Here is a 24,114-nt window from a genome sequence, read left to right as displayed (position 1 = left end):
CGCGTCGGAGCACCGCGCCGAACTTTCGTCCCCCGAAACCCTTGACAGCCAGGCCGGGACCGGCAAACACCGTTCCCGAGGACGGGATTGTGCCTTATAAAGGTCCGCAATGCACGACTGGGTCCATGGTGTGGCCCGCGTGTCGCCACAAATGTCAGGACCGAACAGCAGAATGCTCGTTAATGCGCACTACTGCGCAGAAATGAGCACTCTCCGGCAGCTATGCGCGCAACGGGTCGGCTGCGGCGAGTAACGCGTGGAACGGCTCGAACAGCGCCGGCGTGGCCGCGATCGACATCTCCGGCGACACCGGCGCGCCGTTCAGCCCGCCGATGCGGGCGCCGGCCTCGGCCGCGATCAGCGCACCGGCGCCGTAGTCCCACGGGTTCAGGCCGCGTTCGTACACCACGTCCAGCCGGCCGCAGGCGACGTAGCACAGGTCGATCGCCCCGACCCCGATCCGGCGGATGTCGCGGACCTTGGTGATCAGCTGCTGGATCACCTCGGCCTGCACCTGCCGGCGGGCCGGGTCGTACCCGAAACCGGTCCCGACCAGTGCCTGGCCCAGCTCGGTCGCACCCGACACCTGGATCGGCCGTCCGTCGGCGAACGCCCCGCCGCCCTTCGTCGCCGTGAACACCTCGCCCTTCGGCGCGTCCACCACCACCCCGGCGACGGTCTCCCCGCCGTACTCCACCGCGATCGAGACGGCGTAGGTCGGGAGGTCGTAGAGGTAGTTGACGGTGCCGTCGATCGGGTCGACCACCCAGCGCACGCCGCTGGTGCCGACGACGTCGTCGCCCTCCTCGCCGAGGAACGAGTCGTCCGGCCGGGCCTGCAGGATCCGGGCCCGGATCAGCTCCTCGGACTCGCGGTCCACCGCCGTGACCACGTCGGTGATCGTGCTCTTGGTGTCGGCGACGGTGATCGTGCCGCGGCGGCGTTCGACGATCAGGTGCGCCGCCTCCTCCGCCACGTCGACCGCAAGCTTCAACAGCTCATCTGAAGACGTCATACAGCTTCCTTAGCTGGGGTGGGTCGGCGGAGCGGTGGGCAGCAGTCGCGGCGGCAGTCGTCCCAGCCCGGGCCGAGCTTGCCGACGCAGGGCCGGGAGGGCTGCTCGCCGCGCTCGGCGGCCGCGCGCTCGAGCACGAGGTCGCGGAGCATCGTCACGAACCGCTCGTCGGTCCCCGGCGTCGCGGCCCGCGCCATCGGCAGCCGGAGCTTCTCGGCCGTCGCCGCGGCCTCGGTGTCGAGGTCGTAGATGACCTCCATGTGGTCGCTGACGAACCCGATCGGCACGACGGCCACACCGGGTACGCCCTCGGCGGCCAGCGCCTCCAGATGGTCGTTCACGTCCGGCTCGAGCCACGGCACCTGCGGCGGCCCGGACCGCGAGCAGTAGACGAGGTCGGTCCGCCGGGTCTGCCCGGTGCGGCGCTCGAGCTCCGCGGTGATCGACGCGGCGACGTCCAGGTGCCAGCTGACGTACCCGTCGCCGTCCGGGCCGCTGGTCGCGTTCATCGCGGTCGGGATCGAGTGCGTGACGTACGCGATCGCGGCGCCGTCCGGGAGCGTGCTCAGCGCGGCCGCGGTCGACTCGACGAACGAGCCGACGAAGCCGGGGTGGTTCGCGTAGTGCCGGAGCTTGTCGATCCGCGGCGCGTCCGGGACCTCGCGGACGGCGTCCTCGAGGTTCTCCCGGTACTGCCGGCAGCCGGAGTACGACGGGTAGGCCGACGTGACGATCACCACGGCGCGCCGGATGCCGTCGGCGGCCATCTCGCGCATCGTGTCGGTCAGGTACGGCGCCCAGTTGCGGTTGCCCCAGTAGATCGGCAGGTCCAGCCCGATCTCGTCGAACGACTCCCGCAGCGCCTTCAGCAGCGCCCGGTTCTGGTCGTTGATCGGGCTCCGGCCGCCGAACGAGTAGTAGTGCTCGCCGACCTCCTTCAGGCGCTCGTCGGGGATCCCGCGGCCGCGGGTCACGTTCTGCAGGAAGGGCAGCACGTCCTCGGGCTTCTCGGGCCCGCCGAACGAGAGCAACAGCACAGCGTCGTAGGGAGGTGCGGCTGGCGACATATTCCAAGCTTCTCAGACGGCCGGAAGCTAAGCTGCTCCCGGTCTCTCATGCTCAAGCCCTACGTTCACCTCATGCGCCGTCCCGGTGCCGGCGCCTTCTTCGCCGCCGGGATCCTCGGGCGCATGCCGATCTCGATGATCGGCCTCGGCATCGTCATCCTGATCGCCCAGGAGAGCGGTTCGTACGGTCTGGCCGGCGCGGTCTCCGGCGTGGCCGTGATCGCCGGTGCGCTGACCGGTCCGGTCCAGGGGCGCCTCGTCGACCGCTTCGGTCAGCGCGGGCTGATCCTGATCGGCTCGGTGACCTGCACGGTCGCTCTGGCCGCACTGCTGGTCGCGGTCCGCGGCAACGCGGCGACCTGGGTGCTCTACGTGCTGTCGTTCGTCGCCGGCGGCACGCGGCCGCAGGTCGGTTCGTTCGTGCGGGCCCGTTGGACGCATCTGCTCGGCCGTGGGCGCGCACTGCAGACGGCGTTCGCGCTGGAAGCCGTCGGCGACGAGGTGGTCTTCATCGTCGGCCCCGTCCTCGTCACAGCCTTGGCCACGCAAGTCAGTCCGTACGCCGCTCTATCTGCCGCGGGCGTGCTGGGACTGGCTGGTGGCATCTGGCTGGCGCTGCTGCGCGCCTCTGACCCGCCAGGCCGTGGCAGGTCGAACGGCGACGAGCAGGCGCCACTCCCTTGGCTGTCGATCATGCTGCTCAGCCTCATCGGTCTGGGTCTCGGCGCGACCCTGGGCGGCGCCGAGGTGATCACCGTGGCGTTCACCACCGAGAAGGGACAGGCCGGGCTGTCCGGCGTCGTACTCGCGGTCTGGGCGTTCGGCAGCCTGCTGGCCGGTCTCTGGTACGGCTCGGTGCACTGGCGGGCGCCGGTCGAGCGCCGGCTGCTGCTCGGCACGATCGCCCTCGCGATCACGCTGGCGCCGCTCCCCTGGGTCGACAGCGTCCTGCTGCTCGGCGTCGTGCTGTTCTGCTGCGGTATGACGATCGCTCCGACGATGGTCGCGGTCACCGCATGTGTCGAGGAGTGGGTGCCGCCGGAGCGGCTGACCGAAGCCATCACGTGGACCGTCACCGGCATCCTGCTCGGCGTCGCCCCGGGCAACGCGGCCGCCGGCCACGCGGTCGACGTGTGGGGCCCGTCGGACGCGTACTGGGTCCCGTTCGGCGTCGGGATCGCCTGCGCGCTGGTCGCCGCGGTCTCCATCACCTTCGCCCGCCCGAAGGGAAGGTTCGCCCACAACTAGGCTTGCATCTCCTGTTACGGGAGGTGTTTGGGTAGTGGGCATGGACCACTCGATCGGGGCTGCGGCGCGGCTCGCCGGGGTGTCGGTGAAGGCCGTGCGGCACTACTCCGACCTCGGGTTGCTGACGTCCCGGCGGACTGCGGCCGGCCACCGGCGGTACGACGATGCTGCCGTCGCCCGGCTACGGCTGATCCGGACGTTGCGGGCCCTGGACCTGGATCTGGCGACGATCGGTGCCGTGCTGCGCGACGAGCGCTCACTCGCCGAGGTCGCCGCCACCCATGCGGACGCCCTCGCGATCCAGATCCGGACGCTGCGCCGGCAGCACGCCCTGCTCACGGTCCTCGCCCAGCATCCCGAACCGGAGGACCTCCACCTGATGACCGAACAGTCCGAAGACGACCGCCGCGCACAGATCGCGGACTTCCTCGCCTCGACGCTCCAGGGCGTCGACCGCGCGATCCACCAGAACCTCACCCCGGTGCTGCCCGAGGACGCCGATCCCGCCCAGCTCGCGGCCTGGCGGGAGCTCACCGGCTTGGTGACCGACGAGGGCTTCCGTACGTCGGTGCGCCGGCTCGCGACCGGCTACCTGGCGTTGGGAGCAGACGTCCCGCTGCGGCCCGAGCTGCGCAGCAAGCTGATCGCGCTCCGCCGTACCGTCGATCCGCGCTGGGAGCGCTACCTGGAGCTGGTTGCCGTGGTCAACGGCTGGGAGCCGCCGTCACGGATTGCGGGGTAGCGGGGCGTTCCAGCCGCGGCGGATCGCGATCAGCCGGATCGCGAAGCAGGTGACGGCGGCGGCGATCGGGACCCAGAGGGCGTGATACTCCAGAGTGGCGGCGACGACCACGATGGCGGACCCCAGCAACGCCGGGGTGGCGTAGATCTCGGAGCGCAGCACGACCGGGACCCGGCCGCTGAGCACGTCCCGGAGGACTCCGCCGCCGATCGCCGACAACGTACCGAGGAGTGCCGCGGAGATCGGTGACAGGCCGACCTCGGTCGCCTTCAACGCCCCGGTCACGCAGAACAGCGCGAGCCCGGCCGCGTCGAAGATGTTCACGAGGCGCTCGACCCGGCCGATACCGGGGTGCAGGAAGAACGTGAGCAGACCGGCCACGATCGGGACCACCAGGTAGCGCCAGTCGCGGAGCGCGGCCGGCGGCGCCTGGCCGATCAGCACGTCCCGGATGAAGCCGCCGCCGAGCCCGGTGACCAGTGCCAGCACCTCGATCCCGAACACGTCCAGCTTCTTGCGTACGCCGACCAGCGCGCCGGTGATCCCGAACACGAAGATCCCGATCAGGTCGAGCACCTGCAGCACCACGGATCCACTCACAGCCCGCACGCTAAACCACGCGCGCCGCCGCTCCCGCGCTTCTAAGGTTTGTGGACATGAGCCGCGCCCCCGACGTCGACTACTCCGCCACCTCGCTGCGCCCGGGCTGGGACTCGCTGCCGCCCGCCTTGCAGGCGGCTCTCGCGGTTGCCCTCGGCACGGAGATCACGTCCGTGGCCAAGCCGGTCTCCTCGGGATTCACCGGCGGCTTCGCCGCCCGCGCCGCGCTGGCGGACGGCCGCCACGTCTTCATCAAAGCGGCCCCGGAGGGAATGCACGCCTACGAGGCCTACCAGCGCGAGGCCGAGGTCGTCCCACAGCTTCCGCCGTCCGTGAGGGCGCCGGCGATCGTCACGACAGCCCACACACCCGCCTCGGCCTCGGGCCCGGCTGGAGACTCCTCCGGCGGCGGGCCGCGCTGGTTCGCGGTGGTGTCGGAGTGGGTTGAGGGGCGCATGCCGGGGACGCCTTGGACCGTCGAGGACTTCGGGCGGGTTGCTGCTGCTTGTGAGCAGATGGCCGAGGTCTTGCGGCCGAGCCCACTCAGCGGGCTGAGCATGTTCGCGGAGCTGGTCGGGGACGACGTGGGTGTCCCGGCGCAAATTCTGGCGGGTGAGCGGGAGATGCCGATCGGACTGCAGAGCTGGCTGCCGCGTGTGCTGCCTGAGCTCGCGGAGCTGGTAACTCTCGCACCGGAGGCGCTCGCCGGCGACTCGGCCGCGCACTCCGACCTGCGCCCGGACAATCTGCTGATCGACGACGCTGGCACCTGCTGGACGGTCGACTGGAACTGGCTGACGCTCGGCCCGAGCTGGGTGGACTGGGTCGGTCTGCTGCCGGTCGCCCAGCACCAGGGCATCGACACGTTCACCGCCGTCACCCGCAGCCCGCTCACCGCCGACGTTCCGAAGGATCATCTCGACTGCCTGGTCGCCGTGATCGCGGCGTACATGATGAAGCAGACCGACGCCCCACCCCCACCCGGCTGCACCCCGGCTCTGCGCGACCACCAGCGTCTCTACGCGTGGACATTCCTGGACTGGCTCGCCGTACGGCGCGGCTGGCCTACCGTGGAGGTATGACGAAGGCTCCCACCAGCAGGTTCAAGGTCGAGGTGCTCGACGGTGACCGCACGTCGCGGCGCGAGGACGTCGTCAGCACCGAGGAGCCGCTGGAACTGCGCCTGGAGTGGCCGGGCCGGCCGCCGGAGCCGCTGGTCGTGACGATGCGCACCCCCGGCGCCGACTTCGAGCTCGCCGCCGGGTTCTGTCTCGGCGAGGGCTTCGCGGTCCGCCCGGACGCGATCCGGACCGTTGCCTACTGCACCGATGTCACGCTGACCCGCGAGCAGCAGTTCAACACCGTCACGGTCACCTTCGACGGCCCCCCGGACCGGGAGCCGCCCCAGCGGTACGGCGTGACGTCGGCGGCCTGCGGTGTGTGCGGCCAGCAGAGCCTCGACGAACTCGCCGAGCGTCCCTACGACCCTGTGGACCCGGTCGAGGTCCCGGTCGACGTCGTACGCCGGCTGCCCGATCTGCTCCGCGAAGCGCAGCCGATGTTCAGCCGCACCGGAGGGCTGCACGCCGCGGGCCTGTTCACCGCGGACGGCCGCAAGGTCGTGGTGAAGGAGGACATCGGCCGGCACAACGCGGTCGACAAGGTCGTCGGCTGGACCGTCCTCAACCAGCACAGCCGCAAGGGCCTGGTCCTCACCGTCAGCGGCCGCGCCGGCTACGAGATCGTCCAGAAGGCCGTCGCCGCCGGCCTCGGCATGGTCGTCGCCGTCGGCGCCCCGTCAAGCCTCGCCGTAGACCTGGCCCGCCAGTTCAACATCACCCTGGCCGGCTTCACCCGCGGCGACCGCTGCGTCGTCTACTCCGCCCCGGAGCGCATCACCCGCTAAGGAGATCTCCCGCAGATCTAAGGGGGCATGCCTGATGTGAGATCCCTGCCACCGCCAGAGCGTGGAGGTGGAAGGGAGACAATCATGAACCTGCACTACACCGTCATCGCGATACCGCTCTTCGTCTGCGGCACGGCCGTGGCCGGAGCGGCCCAGGCCTCGGCAGTTCCCCCGCGCGAGCCCGATGCTCAACAGAGCCAGCCGCGTGTCGAGGTCCCGGTGGACGACACCGCCAACGAGGTCGCACAGACCACCGCTGGAGTACTGGCGGGCGCCGGCCTGGCCACTACGGCCACCTGGTTCTACCGCCGTCGCCGTCCACTCGCTGCCCATTGAGCAGACACCCCGAGTAGTCACGGCGAAATCAGCCGCCCGGACCCGTCAGCCGCTCCGCGAGCGCCGCGGCCTCGAAGCGCGTCGTCGTACCCGTCTTCCGCAGAATGCTGGAAACGTGGACACTCACCGTCTTGTCGCTGATCACCAGATCCTTCGCGATCTCGCCGTTCGATCGGCCGGTGACCAGGAAGGCCAGGATCTCCCGCTCCCGCGGGGTGAGAGCCGACAGGACCGACTCCTCCCGATCGGGTACGACGAGCGGCTCCGGTTCACGCAGGCTGATCCGGACCCGCCGGGCGAGCGATTCGACGCTGCGCAGCAGTGGCTCGGCGCCCAACTCGTCGGCGCCACGTCGAGCTTGCCGGAGCGGCTCGGCAACACCGACCGGCGGCCAACCTGCCGCGATCGCCGCCTCCGCGTAGCGCCATTGCGCCACCGCTCGATGCCATGGCGCACCCACTGCGTCGCAGGCCTGGGCTGCGCGCTGCCAACGGCTCGCCTGGTCCGGGTCGTCACGACACCGCGCGACCTCGGCGTGAAACAACGCACTCCGCATCGATTGCACCGACGCGTCCGTCTGCTCCCGGGTGAACGGCTCCCACGGCCAGGAATCGAGGATCTCCTCGAGACCGGCAATGGCCCGCGTGGCACTCGCGGTGTCACCTGCGTCGCGCGCCGCCTGTGCGAGCTCAGCAGCCGCGTTGGCGTACAGCACCAGCAGGTCGTCGTCCTCCGGAGTCGGAGCGGCGCCGGGCCGCGTCAATCTGGCTCGCAGCCAGTCGACCGCCTCCTGCGGCTTGCCCTCGGCGACCAGCACTTCGGCTCCGCCCGCGGCCAGTGTCTCGCGGATCCCGACGAAGTTCTCGGCGACCAGCTCCCGAGCCCGATCGAAATGAAGCCGGCCCTCAGCTGTCCGGCCACGACGCACGGCCAACGATGCCGCGGTCAGCCTGACCGCGGCGCCGGGAATGCTCGGACAGCGCGCGGCCAGCGCGGCCCGCAATATGGCCTGGCACTCCTCCCACCGTCCCGCCTCCAACAATCCGTCGGCCCCGAGGCAGGCGAGGAAGTACCCGAGCATGTCGCGCCCAGGTACCGCCAGTTCGGAGTAGCCGCGGAGCGCCAGATCAGTTGCCTCCGTACGTCGTCCAAGAGTGCGCAACGCGTGCACCTGCCAGACGAACGCCATCAGCCACTCCAGCATCGCGCCGCCGGCACGGGCCAGTTGCTCCGCCTCCTGCCCGTCCAACAATGCCTGTTCGGGTGCACTGCCGGCGAGCACGCTGCATCGATATCCCAGCGCGGCGGCCAGCACCCGGTCAGAGCCGGCGGCCCGCGCCACCCGAACGGCCTCGTTCGCATGGGCGACCGCTATGGGGAGACTCTGCCAGTTCTCGGCCCAGGCGACGGCTGCGAGCGCCCGCGCGTGTGCGGCACTCTCGGGGAGGCGCGCCGACAGCTCAAGCGCCTGCCCGAGGTCCACCAGCACCGCCTCGATCGGCTCGGTCCGGTGCCAGTGCATCATCCCTCGGTCGACAAGGATTCCGGACGCCACCAGCGGCTCCTTCGTGCTGTCGATCATGCCGAGCGCATCGCCGGCGAGTTCGATCGCCTGGTCGTTGCGGCCCACCCGCGAACACACAGCGCTGGTCCGGAGGTACAGCGCTATACGGTCGGCCGGACTGCCGCGAAGGGCTGGTGAGACTTGCTCCCACAGGTTGCACATTCGCTCCAGCTGGATGACTTCCTCGGCCGGCGCGCGGAGGTTCGCAGCCTGTTCGGCGGCAATCCGCGACCACTTGTAGGCCTCGTCGATCCGTCCTGCCCGGAGGCTGTGTACCGCCAGGTCGGGGGCCACCGATGCCCCCGCCCGAGCTTCCAGTACGTCAAGGTAACCGGCGTGGATATCCGGCGCCTGGCCTGGTGGCAGCCCGTCGTAGAGAACCTCGGCCAGCAGCGGATGCCGGAACCAGCACGGATCAGCCGTGCCCATCGCCAGAACGCCGCGCTCCTGGGCCTCGATCACCCACGCGGGTAACCCGGTGACGTCGACTCCCTGACGGGAGGCAACCGCGGCCAGTACGTCGAGAGCGGTCGGGCGACCGCCGACAGCGAGGACCTGGACCATCTGGCGAGCCTGCTTCGACAAGCGGTGCCATGCGGCGAGAAGTGCCTCCCTCAGTCCTTGGGGAACCGCGTCCGGCAACGCGACCCCGGACAGGTCCTGAACCAGCAACTCTGTGAGGTACGGATTCCCGTCCGATCGGGCCTGGACCTGGGCAACGAGGTCGACGTCCGGCAGGACGCCGAGCAGGTCCCCCACCTGGGCACCGGTCTCGGCGAGCTCGAAGCGTTCGAGCTGGATCTCCTCGAACGACGGCATCCGCCGCATGTCGGCGAGCCAGCCGTGCAGTGGATGGCCCACGCCGAGGTCCTCGTCGCGGCACGTGCCGAGCACCGTCAGGCGCCGGCGGCGGAATCCGGTGATGAGATAGGCCAGAACGTCCAGCGACGCGAGATCTGCCCACTGCAGATCGTCGACGACCACGACGGTGCGATGCCGATCCGCGATGCGGTTCAGGACGAGGTCGACGACAGGAACGAGGCGCCCGGCCGGCACGTCGTGTGCAGCGCGCACGCCGGGCAACAGACTGCCCAACTCATCGGCGCCGGCGAGTACCTGAGCTTGCTCGGCCGGGTCGGCCGCCTGGAGCCAGTCCTGCAGGATGCCGACGACCGGCGCGTACGGAACGGATGCTCCGCCGAAACGGACGCAAGAACCCCAGAGCACCAGGAGCTCCGGATCTGTGCACAGTTCCCGCACCAGGCGGGTCTTGCCGACCCCTGCCTCACCGCGCACGATCGCCGCGGCCGGCCGCCCCGCTGCGCCGCCGGCCAGGATCTGCCTGATCCGTTCCCGCTCGGCGCCCCGCCCGACGAACCGATGACCAGGCTGTGCCTGCCCCCTCACGACCAACAGTCTCCACCCGCCGCAGGTGGTCGCCAATCACCCGTCGAGTGTGATGAACGTGGCCTTCGGGACGTATTCGTAGCGGTCCGGCATGCAGGTCAGGACGATGATCTGGCCGTGGTCGCCGGCGCGGCCGAGGAGGGCGCCCATGTCGCGGAGGCGGGCCTTGTCGGACCAGCCGAGGGCGTCGTCGAAGATCACCGGCACGCTGCCCTCGCCGGTGCTGACCAGGTGGCTGATCGCCAGCCGGGTGATGATCGCCAGCTGCTCCTGAGCGCCCGTCGACAACGCCTCGACCGGCAACCGGACGCCGTCGAGTTCGCGCTCGGCGACCGCGAGGTCGTCGTCCAGCCAGACCCGGAACGACGGGCCGTACACGCTGCGCCCGAGCGACTCGATCCGGCTCTGCAGCGGCTCGGAGTACTTCGTCTGCGCCTCGGCCCGATGCCGGCTCAACGTCTCGTGGACACGCTGCGCCGCTTCCGCGCGCCGCAGCAGGCTGTCGTGCTCCGTCCGTACGGCGGCCAGCTCCAGCTCGGCCAGGTCGCGCCGCGTCGCGAGTCCGTCCCGGCCGGACTGCTCGAGCCGGCCTTCCGTCGTACGGAGCGCGTCGCGCAGCCGGTCGCGCTCGTCCTGCAGCCGTTTCGCGACGGCCAGTGCGTGCGCCAACTCGTCGGCGACCCGGTCGGCCCCGGCTTCGTCGGCCTGGGCCTGGACGGCGGTCAGCTCCTCGAGCACCGCCTCGACCTCGGCCGTCGCCTCCGTCTCGGCCACCGTCACGGCCTCGTCGTCGAGCACCGACCGCGCCGACTCCAGCGCCTCGACCGCGGCGGCGAGCCGTTCCCCCGCCAGCTCGGACCGGGCGCGCGCGTTCTGCGCCTCGGACCGGTCCTCGTCCGCGGCCTTGCGCGCCTGCTCCACGGCGAACTCGGCGTCCTTCAGCAGCCGCTCCGCTTCGGCCAGCCCGTCCCTGGCAGCGTCGAGCGCCCGCTGCGCGCCGGTCAGGTCGTCAGCCGCAGGCCCGGGTCCGTCGAAGTCGTCGAACAGCGTGTCGTGCGGCGAGGCGAACTCCTCGAACAGCGACATCTGGCCCGGTACACCCTCGACCGGCTTCTCGGCCGGCTCGTCCGGCTCGTCCGGCCCGAGGCGTGCGGTCAGCACCGCGATCCGCTCCCCCGGGTCACCGCCGGCGGTCAGCGACTTCTCCGTCCGGCGTGCCTCGTTCAGCTCCGCGCTCGCGGTGTCGGCCTTACGCAGCAGCTCCCGCGCCGCGGCGACGTCCTTGACGCCGGCCTTCTTCAGCAGGTCCTTCTCCCGCCGTACGGCGTCGTCGACCCGGGCGCGCAGTGTCGCCGCCTCGCCGCCGGCCCGGACGATCACCTCGACTTGGCCCGGTACGCCGACCACGAGCTCGCCGGAGACCAGCACCTCGGTCGACTCGTCGAAGCCCAGCTCGGGCGGCGCGTTGCCTTCCAGCCCCGTCCCCGACAGCTCCACGGGCTCCGCGCCGAGTCGGCGTACCGTCACCTCCGGTACGCCGGCCGCGAGCGCCGCGCGCGCCTCGACCACCGCCGCGCGGGCGTCCTCCAGCGCTGCCACGATCGCGTCGTCGACCTTGATCCGGTCCAGGATCGTGCCCGCGGCCGCGATCCGCGCGCGGACGTCGACGAGCTCGGTCTGCTGCCCGACCAGCCGGTCCAGCTCGGCGCGGTCCATCAGGTCCGAGACGCGCCGCTCGGCCGTCTGGACGTCGGTACGCCGCAGGTCCTTGAGTTCCACGACCTCCGCGAGCGCGGCCTCCGCCGCCTGAACGGTCTCGGCCGCGGTCTTCGCGACCAGCTCCGCGTCCGCTCGTCGCCCGGCCAGCTCGGCCTCGAACTTCGTGAAGCGCTCGACCTCGTCGAGCAGCCGCTCCCGCTCCAGCCGGGTGCGGGTGTGGTTCTCCAGCCGGGCACGCGCGGTCTCCGCCCGCGACCGCACCGAATCGCGCCGGAGCAGGATCTCGTCGGTCGCCTGTTTGCGGTCGCGCAGTGCCTCGAGGACGGTGAGATGTTCGGTCAGGCGGCCCGTCACGTCGTCGAGGTCCAGGTTCAGCCGCTCGGCGCGGCGGATGTCGGACTGGACCTCCTCCATCGCCTGGAACGCCTGTTTGCAGGACAGCTCGGCCGCGGCGACGGCCTTCGCCGACCGGGCGAAGTCGCCGGTCGGCTTGCCGCGGGGCGTCCAGTACCGCAGGTACTCGTGCTCGACGGCCGTCACCAGCGGCATCGACGCACCGTCCACCGGCGTCCCGGACTCCGCCGTCACCGCGGTGATCAACGGCTCGGCATCGGCCGGTGTTGGCAGCACCAACGACTGCCCCTGACTGACCATCAAGGTCTGCCAGAGCACCGGGTCGACGTGCTCGCGGAACAGCCGCTCGGCCTCGTTGTGCGCCTCGCGCCCCGTCCACGACTGCCGGCGGCCGTCGGGCTCGACGATCGTCAGCTCGGTCGAGCGGTTCTTCAGCCAGCGCTTCGAGTACGTCAGCTCCCGGCCGCCGAGGCTCAGCTCGGCGGTCACCTGCGGTCCGACGTCCTGGCCGACCGGCTGGATGTCGCGGATCCGGGTCGACTTCGAGTCGTCGGGCAGGTCGAAGATCAGCCCGAACGCCTCCACCAGGCTGGACTTGCCGACCTCGTTGTCGCCCACCACGACGGTGGTGCCGAGCGCACGGAACCGGACCATACGGTCCTTGACGCCACGGAAGTCCCGTAGCGCCAGGCTGTGCAGTCTCATCCCGCGTCCCGCGCCAATCGGTGCATCAGGGACAGCGCGGCGCCGGCGCTCTCGTCCCCACCGGCCAGAGCCTGGCGCAGCTCCTCCATCGCGGCCCGGGCCGGGCCGCTGAGTTGCAGCGACTCCAGGTCCGCCGCGTCCGGCGCCGGGCGCACGGTCCAGAACTTCACCCAGCGCTCGACACTCGCGAAGACCTCGCCCTGGGCGTCGATGATCGTGTCCAGCCGGGCCAGCAACGGAAGCGACAGCGAGCCGTCACCGGCTAGCCGCACGTACGTCCGCTCCTTGTCCGGCAGCTCGGCGAACCAGTCCTCGAGCGCCGTGATCGACTCCTCGTCGAACAGCTCGATCCGGTGGTCGACCATGTGCCAGGCGCCGACCCGCACCGGCTCCACATCGATCGCGCCGTCGGCGAGCGTCACCTTCAAGACGTTGCCCGGGTCGTCCTCCTCCGGCGACGTCACCTCCTGCGTCCCGGAGAACCAGATCCGGTCGGTGACCCGGGTCGTCGAGTGCCGGTCGCCGAGGCCGACGTACTGCAGCCGGCCGTCCGCGACCGCGGCCTCGAGGGCGGCCTGGTCGATCGGCGGTACGTCGGACATGCCGCCGGACAGGCTGGTCAACTGGCCGTGCGCGAGCAGGATCCGCGTGGTCTCGGCAGCCGGCGGGAGGTCGGCGTACCCAGGCGCGGCCGGATCCGACAGCGGGCGGCGGGAACGCCATGGCGCGCCGACGATCTCGACCCCCGGCATGATCTGAAAAGGCGTCGTTTCGGTCAGCACCGTCACGTGCTCCGGCGCGTGCGCGAGCCACTGGCTCGACGTCCACAGCGACCCCGGCTCCAGCGCGTCGTGGTTGCCCGGCAGCAGCACCACCGGGACCGGGATCCGCTTGAGCGCCTCGCAGGCCCGCAGGATCGTCTGCCGCTCGACCTGGTTGTGCTCGAAGACGTCCCCGGTGACGACCACGAACGCCGCGCCCGTGTCCGTCGCCACCTCGCCGATCCGCGCGACAGCGTCCAGCCGCGCCTGACCCCACCGGGCCTGGCCGTCCGGCCCCAGGAACCGGCGCATCATCCCCAGCTGCCAGTCCGAGCTGTGCAGAAACGTGATCGACTCGCCCATAGCGTTGAGAACGCTAACCCGCGGCACCGACAACCGCGCAACCCAACACACACAAACCGCTACACCGCCCACACTCCGGACGCTCCGCCGAACCGACTTCGAGCACGGATCAACCATTTTCGTGCGCCGGAAACGGTTGGTGCGTGCTCAAGGACGGATGAGAGGGTCGGACAGTGGATGCGTACCTGACGACTGAGCGGCTCGTGCTGCGGCGGTTCACGGCGGACGACGTCGCGCTGCTGGTCGAGCTCGACTCGGATCCTGAGGTGATGCGGTACCTGACCGGTCAGCCGACGCCGCGCTCCGAGATCGAGGACGTGGTCCTGCCGACGATCCTGAAGGTGTACGACGAGCATCCGGGGCTGGGCACGTTCAAGGCCGAGACGCGGGACGGGTTCGTCGGGTGGTTCGGGCTGCAGCCGACCGCGGATCCGGGGACCGTGGACGTCGGGTACCGGCTGCTGCGGACCGCGTGGGGCAAGGGGTACGCGACCGAGGGGACGCGGGCGTTGATCGCGCACGCGTTCAAAGGGCTGGGCGTGCAGCGGGTGGTCGCGGACACGATGGCGGTCAACCACCGGTCGCGGGACGTGATGCGGCGGTCCGGGCTGCGGTTCGAGAAGATCTACCACGAGCACTTCGACGATCCGCTGCCCGGAACCGAGTTCGGGGAGGTCCTGTACGCGACCGACCGCGCGACCTGGGAAGCTGTGCGGCATGGGTGACGACCGGCCGTACGCCGTACTGGACATCGACGCGACGCTGTCCGACACCAGCCGACGGATCCACTTCCTCGAGCGGAAGCCGAAGGACTGGGACTCGTTCTTCGCGCACGCCAAGGAGGACGCCGTCCTCGACGAGGGCCTGGCGGTCGCCACGACACTCGCCACGGACCACGAGATCGTCTACCTGACCGGCCGGCCGGAGCGGCTGCGGCGAGACACCGAGAAGTGGCTGAAGGACAACGGCTTCCCCGACGGCAAGCTCTACATGCGCGGCAACACCGACCGCCGCCCGTCGATGCTGATGAAGCTCGGCCGCTTGAAACGCCTCGCCGAACACCGCCCGGTGGCCGTCCTGGTCGACGACGACGCCAAGGTCGTCGCCGCCGCCCAGAAAGCCGGTTACACCGTGATGAGGGCCGACTGGGGCCTCGATCCCGAGACCCAGCCGACCCTCTTCGAAGCCCAGGAATCCGAAGGCCGGACCTGACCGCTACTTGCTCAGGCCGACGATCAGGACGTTCGGGTACGGCGGGTACGGAGGCAGGTAGAAGTTCTGCACCTTGGAGCCGTGCAGGAACGCGTTGCGGGCGTAGATCAGCGGGACGATCGGGGCGTCCTGCATGATCTGCTTGTCGACGGCGCCCCACATGCCGGCCGCCTTGGCGCGGTCGGACTCGGCGGTGGCGGCGGCGATCGCGGAGTCGACGGCCGGGTTGGAGTAGCGGGAGATGTTGTACCCGCCGTTGCCGATCTCCGAGGACGCGAACAGCGGCTGGATGTTACCGATCGCGCTCGGGAAGTCCGGCAGCCAACTGGACACGGTCAGGTCGAAGTCCGGCTTGTTCCCGGTGATCAGGTCGGTCAGCGGCTCGGAGTCCAGCGGCTTGATCTGCACGTTGATGCCGGCGCGCTTCAGTCCCTGCTGGATCGCCTGCGCGGGGCCGAGTTCCAGGTTGTCCGCGGCGAGCACGAGGTTCAGGTTGCTCACCCCGGCCGCAGCCAGCATCTGCTTGGCCTTCTCCGGATCACCCGCCGGGGGCGCCTGGTACAGGTCGTACTTGTTGTACCCGTCGATGCCCGGCGTGATGAGGGTGCTCGCGATCTCTCCGCCGTACTCCGGTCCGCCCGAGGCGACCTGGAAGGCCTGCTTGTCGACGGCGTACTCGATCGCCTTGCGGACCTCGGGGTTCGACAGCGCCGGGCGCTTGGTGTTCATCGCCAGGTACTGCAGCGCGCCGGCCGGGGAGGTCGCGACGCGGGCCTTGACGGCCGGGTTGCCGGTGATCGTCGGGATCAGCGCGGCCGGCACCGAGACACCGGTCGCGGCGGCGAACTTGTCGTCGCCGGCGTCTGCGATCAGCCGCTGGTTGACCACGTCGGGCTGCAGACCCATGTCGGTGACGATCGAGTCCGGCAGGCCGGTCCGGGCCTCGTCGGTCGACTTGTCCCAGTTCGGGTTCCGGACCAGGACCAGCTTCGAGCCGGGCGTGTACGACTGCACCTGGTACGGACCGCTGGCCAGCGGCTTCTCGCCGTAGTGCGCCGGGTCGGTGTCGGCCTTCTTCGGCACCGGCGAGAACGCCGGCATGCTGACGATCCACGGCCAGTCGCCGTACGGCTTGTTCAGCTTGAAGACGATCGTGGTGTCGTCGGGCGTCTCGATCGAAGCCAGCTCACTGCCCTTGTAGGGGCCGGTGTACTTGTCGCCGCCGACCAGCAGCGACTTGTGATAGCCGAGACCGCCGGACAGCTCGGGCGCGAACGACCGCTCCACGCCGTACTTGATGTCCGCGGCGACGATCGGCGAACCGTCGGCGTACTTGAGGCCGGACTTCAGCTTGTACGTCCAGGTCTTGCCGCCGTCGCTGACCTGACCGGTGTCGGTGGCCAGGTCCGGAACGAGCTCGGCCGCCTTGTCCGGCGACGTCTTCCACGACGTCAGGCCGCGCAGCACCAGGTGGATCGAGCTGGTGCCGAGGTTCTGGCTCTTGGCCGGGTCGAAGCTGATCTCCTTGGCCGTGCTCAGCACATGGAAGGTGCCGCCCTGTTCGGCGGTTGCGGTGCTGCCGCCACCACTGCTGGACTTGTCGTTGGCGTTGCACGCGGCTGCGGCCAGCGCCAGCACGGCCGCTGCCGCGACCGCTCGGGTTATGCGTTTCATTCTGTCCTCTCAGAGGTGCGGGGCTCAGGGAAGTAGCAGGCGGCACGGTGCTCCGTATTCCCGTCGACGGGTTCGAGCACGGGTCGTTTCGTCGCGCAGACGTCCTCGGCCTTGTAGCAGCGGGTCCGGAAGGGGCATCCGGACGGCGGGTCGACGGGCGTCGGGACGTCGCCGGTCAGCACGATCCGCTCACGGACGGCGCCCGGCTCCGGCACCGGCACGGCGGACAGCAACGCCTTCGTGTACGGGTGGGCCGGCGCGCCGTACACCTGCGCGGCCGGACCTTCCTCGACGATCGTGCCGAGGTACATCACGGCGATCCGGTCGGCGACCTGACGGACGACAGCGAGGTCGTGGGCGACCAGGACGTACGACAGGCCGAGCTCGTCGCGCAGGTCCGCGAGCAGGTTGAGCACCTGCGCCTGCACCGACACGTCGAGCGCGGACACCGGCTCGTCGCACACCAGCAGGTCAGGCTTCACCGACAGTGCCCGGGCGATCCCGATGCGTTGCCGCTGCCCGCCGGAGAACTCGTGCGGATACCGCTCCAGGTGCTGCTCGGACAGCCCGACCTGTTCGAGCAGTTCGACGAGTTGGGCCCGGGTCGGCCGGATCCCTTGCGCGCGGAACGGCGTACTCAGGATCGTGCCGACCGACTGCCGCGGGTTCAGCGAGGCCTGAGGGTCCTGGAAGACCATCTGAATCCGGCGGCGGATCGGCCGCAACCGGCGGCCCCTGACCTTGGTGACGTCCTTGCCACCGATCTCGACCCGGCCCTGGGTCGGGTCGAGCAGCCGGGTCGCGACCCGGGCCAGTGTGGACTTGCCGGACCCGGATTCGCCGACCAGCCCGACCGTTTCGCCCTTGCGGACGACGAGACTGACGCCGTCGACCGCGCGCACGGCCTGGGCCTGCTGCCACGGCACCCCGCGCAGGCCGAAGTACTTCTTGACGTCCTTGAGGTTGAGCAGCTCGTCAGACATCCGACGGCCTCCGTCCCAGGTGGCAAGCCGCCTCGTGATCGCCTTCCCCGGGACGCGGGGTGAGCTCGGGACGCTCGGTGACGCAGCGCTCTCCCACCAGATGCGTGTACGCGCAGCGCGGCTGGAACGGGCACCCGGTGGTGATCGACCCCGGCGTCGGCGGGCTGCCCGGGATGGTGGTCAGCCGCGGCTTCGGGGGTACGTCGACGCGCGGCATCGCGCCCAGCAGACCGAGGCTGTAGGGGTGCGCGGCCCGGAAGAACAGGTCGCGGACGGTGCCGCGCTCGGCCGCGCGCCCGGCGTACATCACGAGGACGTCGTCGGCGACCTCCGCAACCACGCCGAGGTCGTGCGAGATCAGGATCAGCGCCGTCCCGAACTCCTCCTGGACGTCGTCCAGCAGACGCATGATCTGTGCCTGCACGGTGACGTCGAGTGCGGTCGTCGGCTCGTCCGCGATCAGCACTCTCGGGTCGTTCACCAGAGCCATGGCGATGACGACCCGCTGCCGCATTCCCCCGGAGAACTCGTGCGGGAAGCTGTCCGCCCGGCGGGCGGCGTCCGGGATGCCGACCTTGTCGAGCAGCTCGACGGCCCGGCGGAGCGCGGCCTTCTTCGAGACGTCGTGGTGCAGCCGGTACGCCTCGGCGACCTGCCAGCCGACGGAGTAGTACGGGTTGAGCGCGGACAGGGCGTCCTGGAACACCATCGCGATGTCGTTGCCGCGGATCTTGCGCAGCTCGTCGGCGGGCAGGCCGTTCAGCTCGCGGCCGTCGAGCAGCACCTCGCCGGCGACCTCGGCGTTCGACGGCAGCAGCCCCATCACCGCGGCCGAGCTGACGCTCTTGCCGGAGCCGGACTCGCCGACGATCGCCAGCGTCTCGCCCGGCGCGACGGCAAAGTCGATGCCGTCGACGGCCGGCACCAGGCCGCCCTCGGTCGTGAACGTGACCTTCAGATCGTGGACTTCGAGCACCGGCTCAGCCATGGCTCACCCTCGGGTCGAGCACACCGTGCACTATGTCCACCACCAGGTTCGCGAAGATGATCAGGAAGGCCGAGAACAGCGTGACACCGACGACCACGGCCACGTCGAGCTGACCGACGGCGGTGATCAGCAGGTCGCCGAGACCCTGCATGCTGAACACCTTCTCGGTCAGGATCGCGCCGCCGAGCAGGGCGCCGAGATCGAGGCCGAACAGCGTGACGACCGGGACCAGCACACCGCGCAGCCCGTGGGTCAGCACCACCCGCGCCTCGCCGGCGCCCTTCGCGCGGGCCGTGGTGATGTAGTCGAGGTTGAGCTCCTCGAGCATCTGCGACCGGGTCAGCCGGATGTACGAGGCGGCCGACAGGATCGCGAGCACGATCCACGGCGTGATCAGGTGCCAGGCCCAGTCGACCGGGCTCTCGGTGAACGGCACGTAGCCGCTGACCGGGACCATGTTGAGCCAGAACCCGAACACCAGGATCGCGAGCAGGCCGAGCAGGAACGACGGGGTCGAGACACCGAGCAGCGCGACCCCGATCGCCAGCCGGTCGGCGAGGCGGCCGCGGTTCAGCGCCGCGATCACACCGAGCGACACACCGAGCACCAGCCACAGGACGGCGGCGCCGACCGCGATCGACGCGGTGACCGGCAGCCGGTCGAGGATCAGCGTGCTGACGGGACGGGCGAGCGGGAACGAGTACCCGAAGCAGGGCGCGTTGCACTGCACCGCGGCCGCGCCGTCACCGAACGTACGGCCGGCGACGATGCCCTTCAGGAAGTTCACGTACTGCTGCAAGGTGCTCTGGTCGAGCTGCATGAAGTGCCGCGCCTGCTCGAGGCGGTCCGGCGTACACGGCTTGCCGCAGGCCAGGTGTGCCGGGTCGGCGGGGATCGCGTAGAAGACCAGATAGACGGCGAGGCTCAGCGCGAGCATCACGATCAGGGCGGCGGCCAGGCGCCGCATCACGAACCAGACGAGACCGGGCATCAGCTCGTCCTCCGCAGCCGGACGTCGAACGCGTCCCGGACGCCGTCGCCGAGCAACGTGAACCCGAGCACGGCGAAGAACAGCATCGTGCCCGGGAACAGCAGGAACCACGGGTCCGCGCCGGTGTACACCCAGGCGATCGAGTCCGAGATCGACCGCCCGAGACTCGGTGTCGGCGGCGGGACTCCGACGCCGAGGAAGGACAGCGCCGCCTCGGCGCCGATGTAGCCCGGGATCGCGAGGGTCGCGACCACGAGCACCGGGCCGATCAGGTTCGGCAGGAGCTCACGGGTGATCACCATCCAGCCGCTGGAGCCGACGCTGCGCGCCGCCTCGACGAACTCGCGGGCGACCAGCGACCGGGCCTGGTTGCGGATCAGCCGCGCGAGGCCGGCCCAGCCGAAGAAGCTCAGCACCAGGATCAGCAGCAGCCAGCGCGGGAACCGGGCCGGCACAATGATGCCGAGGGCAATCATGAAGACCAGTTGCGGGAAGCCGAACAGGAAATCGAGCAGCCGCGACAGCACCGCGTCGTACCAGCCGCCGAAGTACGCCGCGCTGATCCCGGCGAGGGTGCCGACGACGGTGGTGATCAGCGTGACCACGACCGCGATGAACAACGACGTCCGCAGGCCGAGGACCGTGATCGCGAACAGGTCGCGTCCGGTCAGCGGCTCCACCCCGAACCAGTGGGTGCCGCTCGCACCCCCGACCGGGCCGCGGGGCGCGTTGCCGCGCGCCGGGTCGAGCAGGTCGATGTGGTACGTCGTGGCGTCCTGACCGGCGAGTCGCACCAGCAACGGCGCGGCCGCGGCGATCACGATCAGCAGGGTGACCAGGACGAGGCCGATCCGCGCACTACGGTCCCGCCGGAACCGGCGCATCGCTTGCCGGGTGGGCGATACGGTCCCGGCGACCGAGGAACTCACAAGCACTCCTGACAGGTTCGAATCACAGTCATGTGTGATGGCCGACAAAACCTAGGCGGCATCCTCCCACCACGCCGCACGCATCTCGAATCCCGAGAATGTCTGGCTGTTAACTGTGCATTCGGTTAGGTGCTCCCGGACGGTTACGCTCCGCAGGTGGATCAGATGGTGCGGATCGGCGACCGGATGCTCATGTACGCGGTCTACGGCACGGCCGGAGGCGCCCCCGCCCTGTCGTTCGGCGGCACGCCGAGCACCCGGTGGAAGCGGCCGGAGGTGGTCGCGACCATCGAGGCGTCCGGACTGCGGATGGTGATGCCGGACCGGCCCGGGTACGGCGGATCGACACGGCAACCGGGCCGATCGGTGGCCTCCGTGGCGTCCGACGCGGCCGCGCTCGCCGACTCGCTCGGATGGGATCGCTTCGCGGTCACCGGAGGCTCCGGCGGCGGGCCGCACGCGCTGGCGTGCGCGGCGCTGCTGCCGGACCGGGTGACGCGCTGCGCGGTGACTGCGAGCAACGCACCGCCGATCGTCGACGGCCCGGAGCCGACCGAGGCGGAGGAGCAAGCCGACCCGCGCCGCAACCGCACGTCCTGGCTGGCGGTGCACGGCGACCTGCGACCAGGGCTCGAGGAGACGGCGCGGTCGATCATGGCCGCGGTCGAGGCGGGTGGGCCGGAGTTCCCGCCCGACCCCGGCGCGCCGCCGGGACCTCCGGCGCGCGAGGATCCGGAGGCCGTGGCGCGGCTGGCGGCCACCTTCGTCACCAGCCACGACGGCTGGATCGACGACCACATCGCGTTCGCGACCCCGTGGGGATTCGACCTCGGCGCCATCGAGGTCCCGGTCAGCCTCTGGCACGGATCGGCCGACGAGCGCGCCGGCAGGTACGCCGAACTGCTCGCCGCCGCGATCCCGCATGCCGAGCGCAGGTACTACGTGGGCGGCCACATCCCGCCGGCAAATGCGTACCGCGAACTGCTGCAGTGGCTGACACTGTCCTGATGGACCTCGCACGCCAACTCGTTCTCGAGCTGTATCCGGACGCCCGGGCCGCCTGGCTCGGCGGGAGTGTGGTGCGCGGTGACGCAGGTCCGACGTCCGATCTGGACATCACGGTGCTGCTGGACGGTCCCCCGGCACCACGGCGGAAGTCGCTGGCGTACGCCGGGTGGCCGGTCGAGCTGTTCGTCCACACCGAGAAGTCACTGCGTTACTTCGCAGACAAGGACCAGCTGCGACGCCAGCCCACGATGATGCGGCTCGTCGGTGAGTCCGTCGTACTGCTGGACACGGACGGGTCCGGGGCGCGGCTGCAGCAGGAGTGTCTGGCCGAGGTGGCGGCTGGGCCGAAGCCGCTGTCCACCGCCGAGCTGGATCTCCTGCGTTACATGATCACGAACCTGCTGGACGACCTGTCCGACGCCTCAGGGGATGTCCGTCTGGCGATCACCTCGGTGTTGTGGCAGGACGCGGCTCGGCTGCTACTGACCGGCTCGGGCCACTGGTCCGGCACCGGCAAGGGCCTACTGCGCGAGCTCACCGCGTACGACGTTGCTCACGGCACCGACTACGCGACCGTGCTGCTGGACGGAGTGCGGGCGTCGGACGACCGCCTGGTGGTCGCAGTGGACCGCATCCTGGCCAGGTACGGCGGACGGCTGTTCAACGGCTTCGAGCTGGCTGCTGAGATCTAGTCGATCAGGTCCCACTGACGCTTCGGGAAGAGGCGTACGGCGACGACTGCGACCGCTGCACCGAGCAGGATGCCTGGGATGATCCACCGCCAGCCGGTGAAGAAGTCGGGCGACGCGGTGACGTTGGTTTGTACCGGCGGCGGTGTGGTCGGCTGTTCCTGCGACGGGACCTCGTCGCTGAGGGTAGGCCCACCCTCGAACTCGCCTTCGAGAAGCTTGAGCGAGGTCAGCAGTTGCAGCAGCTTGACCGGAGCCGTTGAGCGGTGCCAGGTGGGTTGCGCCGGCTTGAGCTCCCCGGTGAACTCCTCGGTGGCGATCCACGGTCCGCCGGGCGCGTCGGGGTAGATGACGTCGATCCGCCAGACGCTCATGTCATGGATGAGCCACGTCGCGCGGACGAAGCTGCCGATCGCGTGGCTCTCGCCGGTCCCCTCGTCGTGCTGGGCCGTGGTCTGGACCAGCTGCTGCAGGTCGGAGTACTGCTGGTCGTTGTAGCCGAAGGCGATGACCGACGGTGGTGCGCTGAGCAGGACGCTGGTCGGGCCGCCGGCCTGTGCGGGGGTGGCACCGAGCGAGATGAGCAGGACGACGAGCACGAGGATGCGGCGGACCATGGCAGCTCTCCCTTCGAGGATTCACTGCTGGTACACCGCTCGCGGTCAGGAGGTTCCGGTCGCCAGCTCCACCGCACGCTCCTTGTCGGCTCCTTCGAGGCGGAACGTGACGCCGTCGCGCTCCCAGACCAGGGTCGGGCCGGCGATCCGTACGACGCGGTTGTCGACCAGCACCAGCTGGTGCGGCGTACGGAACCAGAAGCCGGAGATCTCCGGGACGTAGTCGAGCCCGTCGTAGTACTGCTTGATGTACCTCGGCTCGATACCGGACTGGAACTGTTCCAGGCGCACACTTCCCCAGCTGATCGCCAGGAAGCCTTTTGAGGCCTCGACACCCGTCGGAGCGCCCAGTGCACCTGGGAGCTTCGGCGTGAAGCCGGCGACGCGTTCAGCGGCCTCCAGGGACAGGTTTCCGGCCGCTGTCGGCGGAGGCGGTGCAGTGCTCGGCCGAGCGCCTACCGGCTCCGCCTGAACGCCTCCGATCTGCAGCCACTCCGCGACCGTCGCGCGGACCGGAGGTGTCAGAGCAGCGCCCGCGAGCAGCACGAGGAAGCCGGCCAGGAACATCCGCCATCTGTCCCGCAGACGCTTCCGTACGGGGACGTTGGCGACTCGCGACAGCACGGCTGCGGTGAGGCCGTCGTCCACGGGAGGCACGACGACGGAGCGTCCCACGGACCGCAGTTCGTCTTCCAGGCTCATCGCTGCACCTCCTTGTCGGGTAGTGCGTCACGCAGGCGGCCCAGCGCCCGGTGCAGACGAGACTTGACGGTCCCGCGCGGCCAGCCAAGTACTACTGCAGTCTCTTGCTCATCCAGCTCCAGCAGGTATCTACAGGTCACGACCAGCCGCATCTGCTCGGGCAACGCCCGGACAGCGGCCAGCAACGCAGTACGGCGTTCCAGCGACACGGCTGCGTCAGCCGGGTCCAGTACGACGTCAAGCGGCGCCGCCAGCTCTTCCCGCCGCGCCCGGCGCCCGCGGGCACGCAGAGCGTTCCGGGTCTCGTTGGCCACGATCCGCAACAACCAGGGCCGGAACGCCGCGCCCTCCCGGAAGCTGCCGAGACTCCGGTACGCCTTGACGAACGCCTCCTGCACCACGTCGTCCGCTTCCGCCCCGGCGCCGAGGAAGACGGCCGTCCGCTGGGCCACGAGGGCGTGCCGCGCCACCAGCTCGCCGTACGCGGCGGTCTCCCCGCCCCGCACCCGAGCCACGATGTCGGCTTCCCCATCC

General features: G+C 70.3%; 23 protein-coding genes. 9 read left to right on the top strand and 14 right to left on the bottom strand.

Going from position 1 to position 24,114, the window contains the following annotated elements:
* Positions 1-220: 220 nt before the first annotated feature.
* Both ABZX12_RS06615 and ABZX12_RS06610 read right to left on the bottom strand, forming a co-directional pair.
* Positions 221-1,015, bottom strand: a complete 795-nt coding sequence (locus ABZX12_RS06615) for an inositol monophosphatase family protein (protein WP_355690460.1) — start codon at positions 1,013-1,015, stop codon at positions 221-223.
* Positions 1,012-2,082, bottom strand: a complete 1,071-nt coding sequence (locus ABZX12_RS06610; RefSeq protein ID WP_355690458.1) for a ferrochelatase — start codon at positions 2,080-2,082, stop codon at positions 1,012-1,014. Before ABZX12_RS06610 ends, ABZX12_RS06615 begins: the two co-directional genes overlap by 4 nt.
* Positions 2,083-2,154: 72 nt before the next feature.
* Here ABZX12_RS06610 and ABZX12_RS06605 point away from each other — a divergent pair, with 72 nt between their 5' ends.
* Together ABZX12_RS06605 and ABZX12_RS06600 are read left to right on the top strand one after the other, a co-directional pair.
* Complete coding sequence (locus ABZX12_RS06605) at positions 2,155-3,330, top strand: MFS transporter (RefSeq protein WP_355690456.1); 1,176 nt, start codon at positions 2,155-2,157, stop codon at positions 3,328-3,330.
* 40 nt (positions 3,331-3,370) lie between these two features.
* Positions 3,371-4,072, top strand: coding sequence for a MerR family transcriptional regulator (locus ABZX12_RS06600; RefSeq protein WP_355690454.1), 702 nt, complete (start codon positions 3,371-3,373; stop codon positions 4,070-4,072).
* Here ABZX12_RS06600 and ABZX12_RS06595 read toward each other — a convergent pair.
* Entirely contained in the window at positions 4,055-4,672 is a 618-nt protein-coding gene (locus ABZX12_RS06595; protein ID WP_355690452.1) for a trimeric intracellular cation channel family protein, read from the bottom strand. The genes ABZX12_RS06600 and ABZX12_RS06595 overlap by 18 nt on opposite strands.
* Positions 4,673-4,728: 56 nt before the next feature.
* Here ABZX12_RS06595 and ABZX12_RS06590 point away from each other — a divergent pair, with 56 nt between their 5' ends.
* From ABZX12_RS06590 to ABZX12_RS06580, 3 genes are all read left to right on the top strand, one after another.
* The gene (locus ABZX12_RS06590) at positions 4,729-5,754 is read left to right on the top strand and encodes a phosphotransferase (protein ID WP_355690450.1); all 1,026 of its coding nucleotides are present in this window, start codon (positions 4,729-4,731) and stop codon (positions 5,752-5,754) included.
* Positions 5,751-6,578 (top strand): formate dehydrogenase accessory sulfurtransferase FdhD, encoded by an 828-nt coding sequence (gene fdhD, locus ABZX12_RS06585; RefSeq protein WP_355690448.1) that lies wholly within the window; start codon positions 5,751-5,753, stop codon positions 6,576-6,578. Before ABZX12_RS06590 ends, fdhD begins: the two co-directional genes overlap by 4 nt.
* Before the next feature lie 84 nt (positions 6,579-6,662).
* On the top strand, positions 6,663-6,914 hold the full coding sequence (locus tag ABZX12_RS06580; RefSeq protein WP_355690446.1) for a hypothetical protein: 252 nt from the start codon (positions 6,663-6,665) through the stop codon (positions 6,912-6,914).
* A 28-nt stretch (positions 6,915-6,942) separates the two neighbouring features.
* On the opposite strand, the gene ABZX12_RS06575 is transcribed toward ABZX12_RS06580, so the two are convergent.
* From ABZX12_RS06575 to ABZX12_RS06565, 3 genes are read right to left on the bottom strand one after another with little or no spacing between them, the layout of a single operon-like run.
* Entirely contained in the window at positions 6,943-9,885 is a 2,943-nt protein-coding gene (locus tag ABZX12_RS06575; RefSeq protein WP_355690445.1) for an AAA family ATPase, read from the bottom strand.
* Between the two features lie 36 nt (positions 9,886-9,921).
* Complete coding sequence (locus tag ABZX12_RS06570; protein ID WP_355690443.1) at positions 9,922-12,663, bottom strand: AAA family ATPase; 2,742 nt, start codon at positions 12,661-12,663, stop codon at positions 9,922-9,924.
* Positions 12,660-13,787 carry a metallophosphoesterase gene (locus ABZX12_RS06565; RefSeq protein WP_355690442.1) on the bottom strand — a complete coding sequence of 376 codons (1,128 nt, stop codon included), beginning with the start codon at positions 13,785-13,787 and terminating at the stop codon, positions 12,660-12,662. The genes ABZX12_RS06570 and ABZX12_RS06565 overlap by 4 nt, the downstream gene beginning before the upstream one ends.
* Before the next feature lie 173 nt (positions 13,788-13,960).
* Here ABZX12_RS06565 and ABZX12_RS06560 point away from each other — a divergent pair, with 173 nt between their 5' ends.
* A complete protein-coding gene (locus ABZX12_RS06560) occupies positions 13,961-14,512 on the top strand; it encodes a GNAT family N-acetyltransferase (RefSeq protein WP_355690440.1) in 552 nt (183 codons plus the stop codon).
* Positions 14,505-14,999 carry an HAD family acid phosphatase gene (locus tag ABZX12_RS06555; RefSeq protein WP_355690439.1) on the top strand — a complete coding sequence of 165 codons (495 nt, stop codon included), beginning with the start codon at positions 14,505-14,507 and terminating at the stop codon, positions 14,997-14,999. The genes ABZX12_RS06560 and ABZX12_RS06555 overlap by 8 nt, the downstream gene beginning before the upstream one ends.
* Before the next feature lie 3 nt (positions 15,000-15,002).
* Here ABZX12_RS06555 and ABZX12_RS06550 read toward each other — a convergent pair whose 3' ends face one another.
* The 5 genes from ABZX12_RS06550 to ABZX12_RS06530 are packed head-to-tail and all read right to left on the bottom strand — an operon-like array spanning position 15,003 to position 20,564.
* Positions 15,003-16,673 carry an ABC transporter substrate-binding protein gene (locus ABZX12_RS06550; RefSeq protein ID WP_355690437.1) on the bottom strand — a complete coding sequence of 557 codons (1,671 nt, stop codon included), beginning with the start codon at positions 16,671-16,673 and terminating at the stop codon, positions 15,003-15,005.
* Complete coding sequence (locus tag ABZX12_RS06545; protein ID WP_355690435.1) at positions 16,670-17,656, bottom strand: ABC transporter ATP-binding protein; 987 nt, start codon at positions 17,654-17,656, stop codon at positions 16,670-16,672. Before ABZX12_RS06545 ends, ABZX12_RS06550 begins: the two co-directional genes overlap by 4 nt.
* Positions 17,649-18,644 carry an ABC transporter ATP-binding protein gene (locus tag ABZX12_RS06540; RefSeq protein ID WP_355690433.1) on the bottom strand — a complete coding sequence of 332 codons (996 nt, stop codon included), beginning with the start codon at positions 18,642-18,644 and terminating at the stop codon, positions 17,649-17,651. Before ABZX12_RS06540 ends, ABZX12_RS06545 begins: the two co-directional genes overlap by 8 nt.
* Positions 18,637-19,635 (bottom strand): ABC transporter permease, encoded by a 999-nt coding sequence (locus ABZX12_RS06535; RefSeq protein WP_355690431.1) that lies wholly within the window; start codon positions 19,633-19,635, stop codon positions 18,637-18,639. The genes ABZX12_RS06540 and ABZX12_RS06535 overlap by 8 nt, the downstream gene beginning before the upstream one ends.
* Positions 19,635-20,564, bottom strand: coding sequence for an ABC transporter permease (locus ABZX12_RS06530; RefSeq protein WP_355690429.1), 930 nt, complete (start codon positions 20,562-20,564; stop codon positions 19,635-19,637). Before ABZX12_RS06530 ends, ABZX12_RS06535 begins: the two co-directional genes overlap by 1 nt.
* A 165-nt stretch (positions 20,565-20,729) precedes the next feature.
* Between ABZX12_RS06530 and ABZX12_RS06525 the strand changes: the two genes are divergently transcribed.
* Positions 20,730-21,572 (top strand): alpha/beta hydrolase, encoded by an 843-nt coding sequence (locus ABZX12_RS06525; RefSeq protein WP_355691313.1) that lies wholly within the window; start codon positions 20,730-20,732, stop codon positions 21,570-21,572.
* Positions 21,572-22,264: a nucleotidyltransferase domain-containing protein gene (locus ABZX12_RS06520; RefSeq protein ID WP_355690427.1), complete on the top strand. Its 693-nt coding sequence runs from the start codon at positions 21,572-21,574 to the stop codon at positions 22,262-22,264. Before ABZX12_RS06525 ends, ABZX12_RS06520 begins: the two co-directional genes overlap by 1 nt.
* Here ABZX12_RS06520 and ABZX12_RS06515 read toward each other — a convergent pair.
* The 3 genes from ABZX12_RS06515 to ABZX12_RS06505 are packed head-to-tail and all read right to left on the bottom strand — an operon-like array spanning position 22,261 to position 24,086.
* Entirely contained in the window at positions 22,261-22,878 is a 618-nt protein-coding gene (locus tag ABZX12_RS06515) for a hypothetical protein (RefSeq protein ID WP_355690426.1), read from the bottom strand. The two genes, ABZX12_RS06520 and ABZX12_RS06515, sit on opposite strands and share 4 nt — an antisense overlap.
* A gap of 45 nt (positions 22,879-22,923) precedes the next feature.
* Positions 22,924-23,580, bottom strand: coding sequence for a hypothetical protein (locus ABZX12_RS06510; protein WP_355690424.1), 657 nt, complete (start codon positions 23,578-23,580; stop codon positions 22,924-22,926).
* Complete coding sequence (locus ABZX12_RS06505; RefSeq protein ID WP_355690422.1) at positions 23,577-24,086, bottom strand: sigma-70 family RNA polymerase sigma factor; 510 nt, start codon at positions 24,084-24,086, stop codon at positions 23,577-23,579. The genes ABZX12_RS06510 and ABZX12_RS06505 overlap by 4 nt, the downstream gene beginning before the upstream one ends.
* Positions 24,087-24,114 lie beyond the last annotated feature (28 nt).

Source organism: Kribbella sp. NPDC003505 (assembly GCF_040610875.1).
Lineage (GTDB): Bacteria > Actinomycetota > Actinomycetes > Propionibacteriales > Kribbellaceae > Kribbella.
This window is presented reverse-complemented; position numbering and strand designations above follow the sequence as displayed.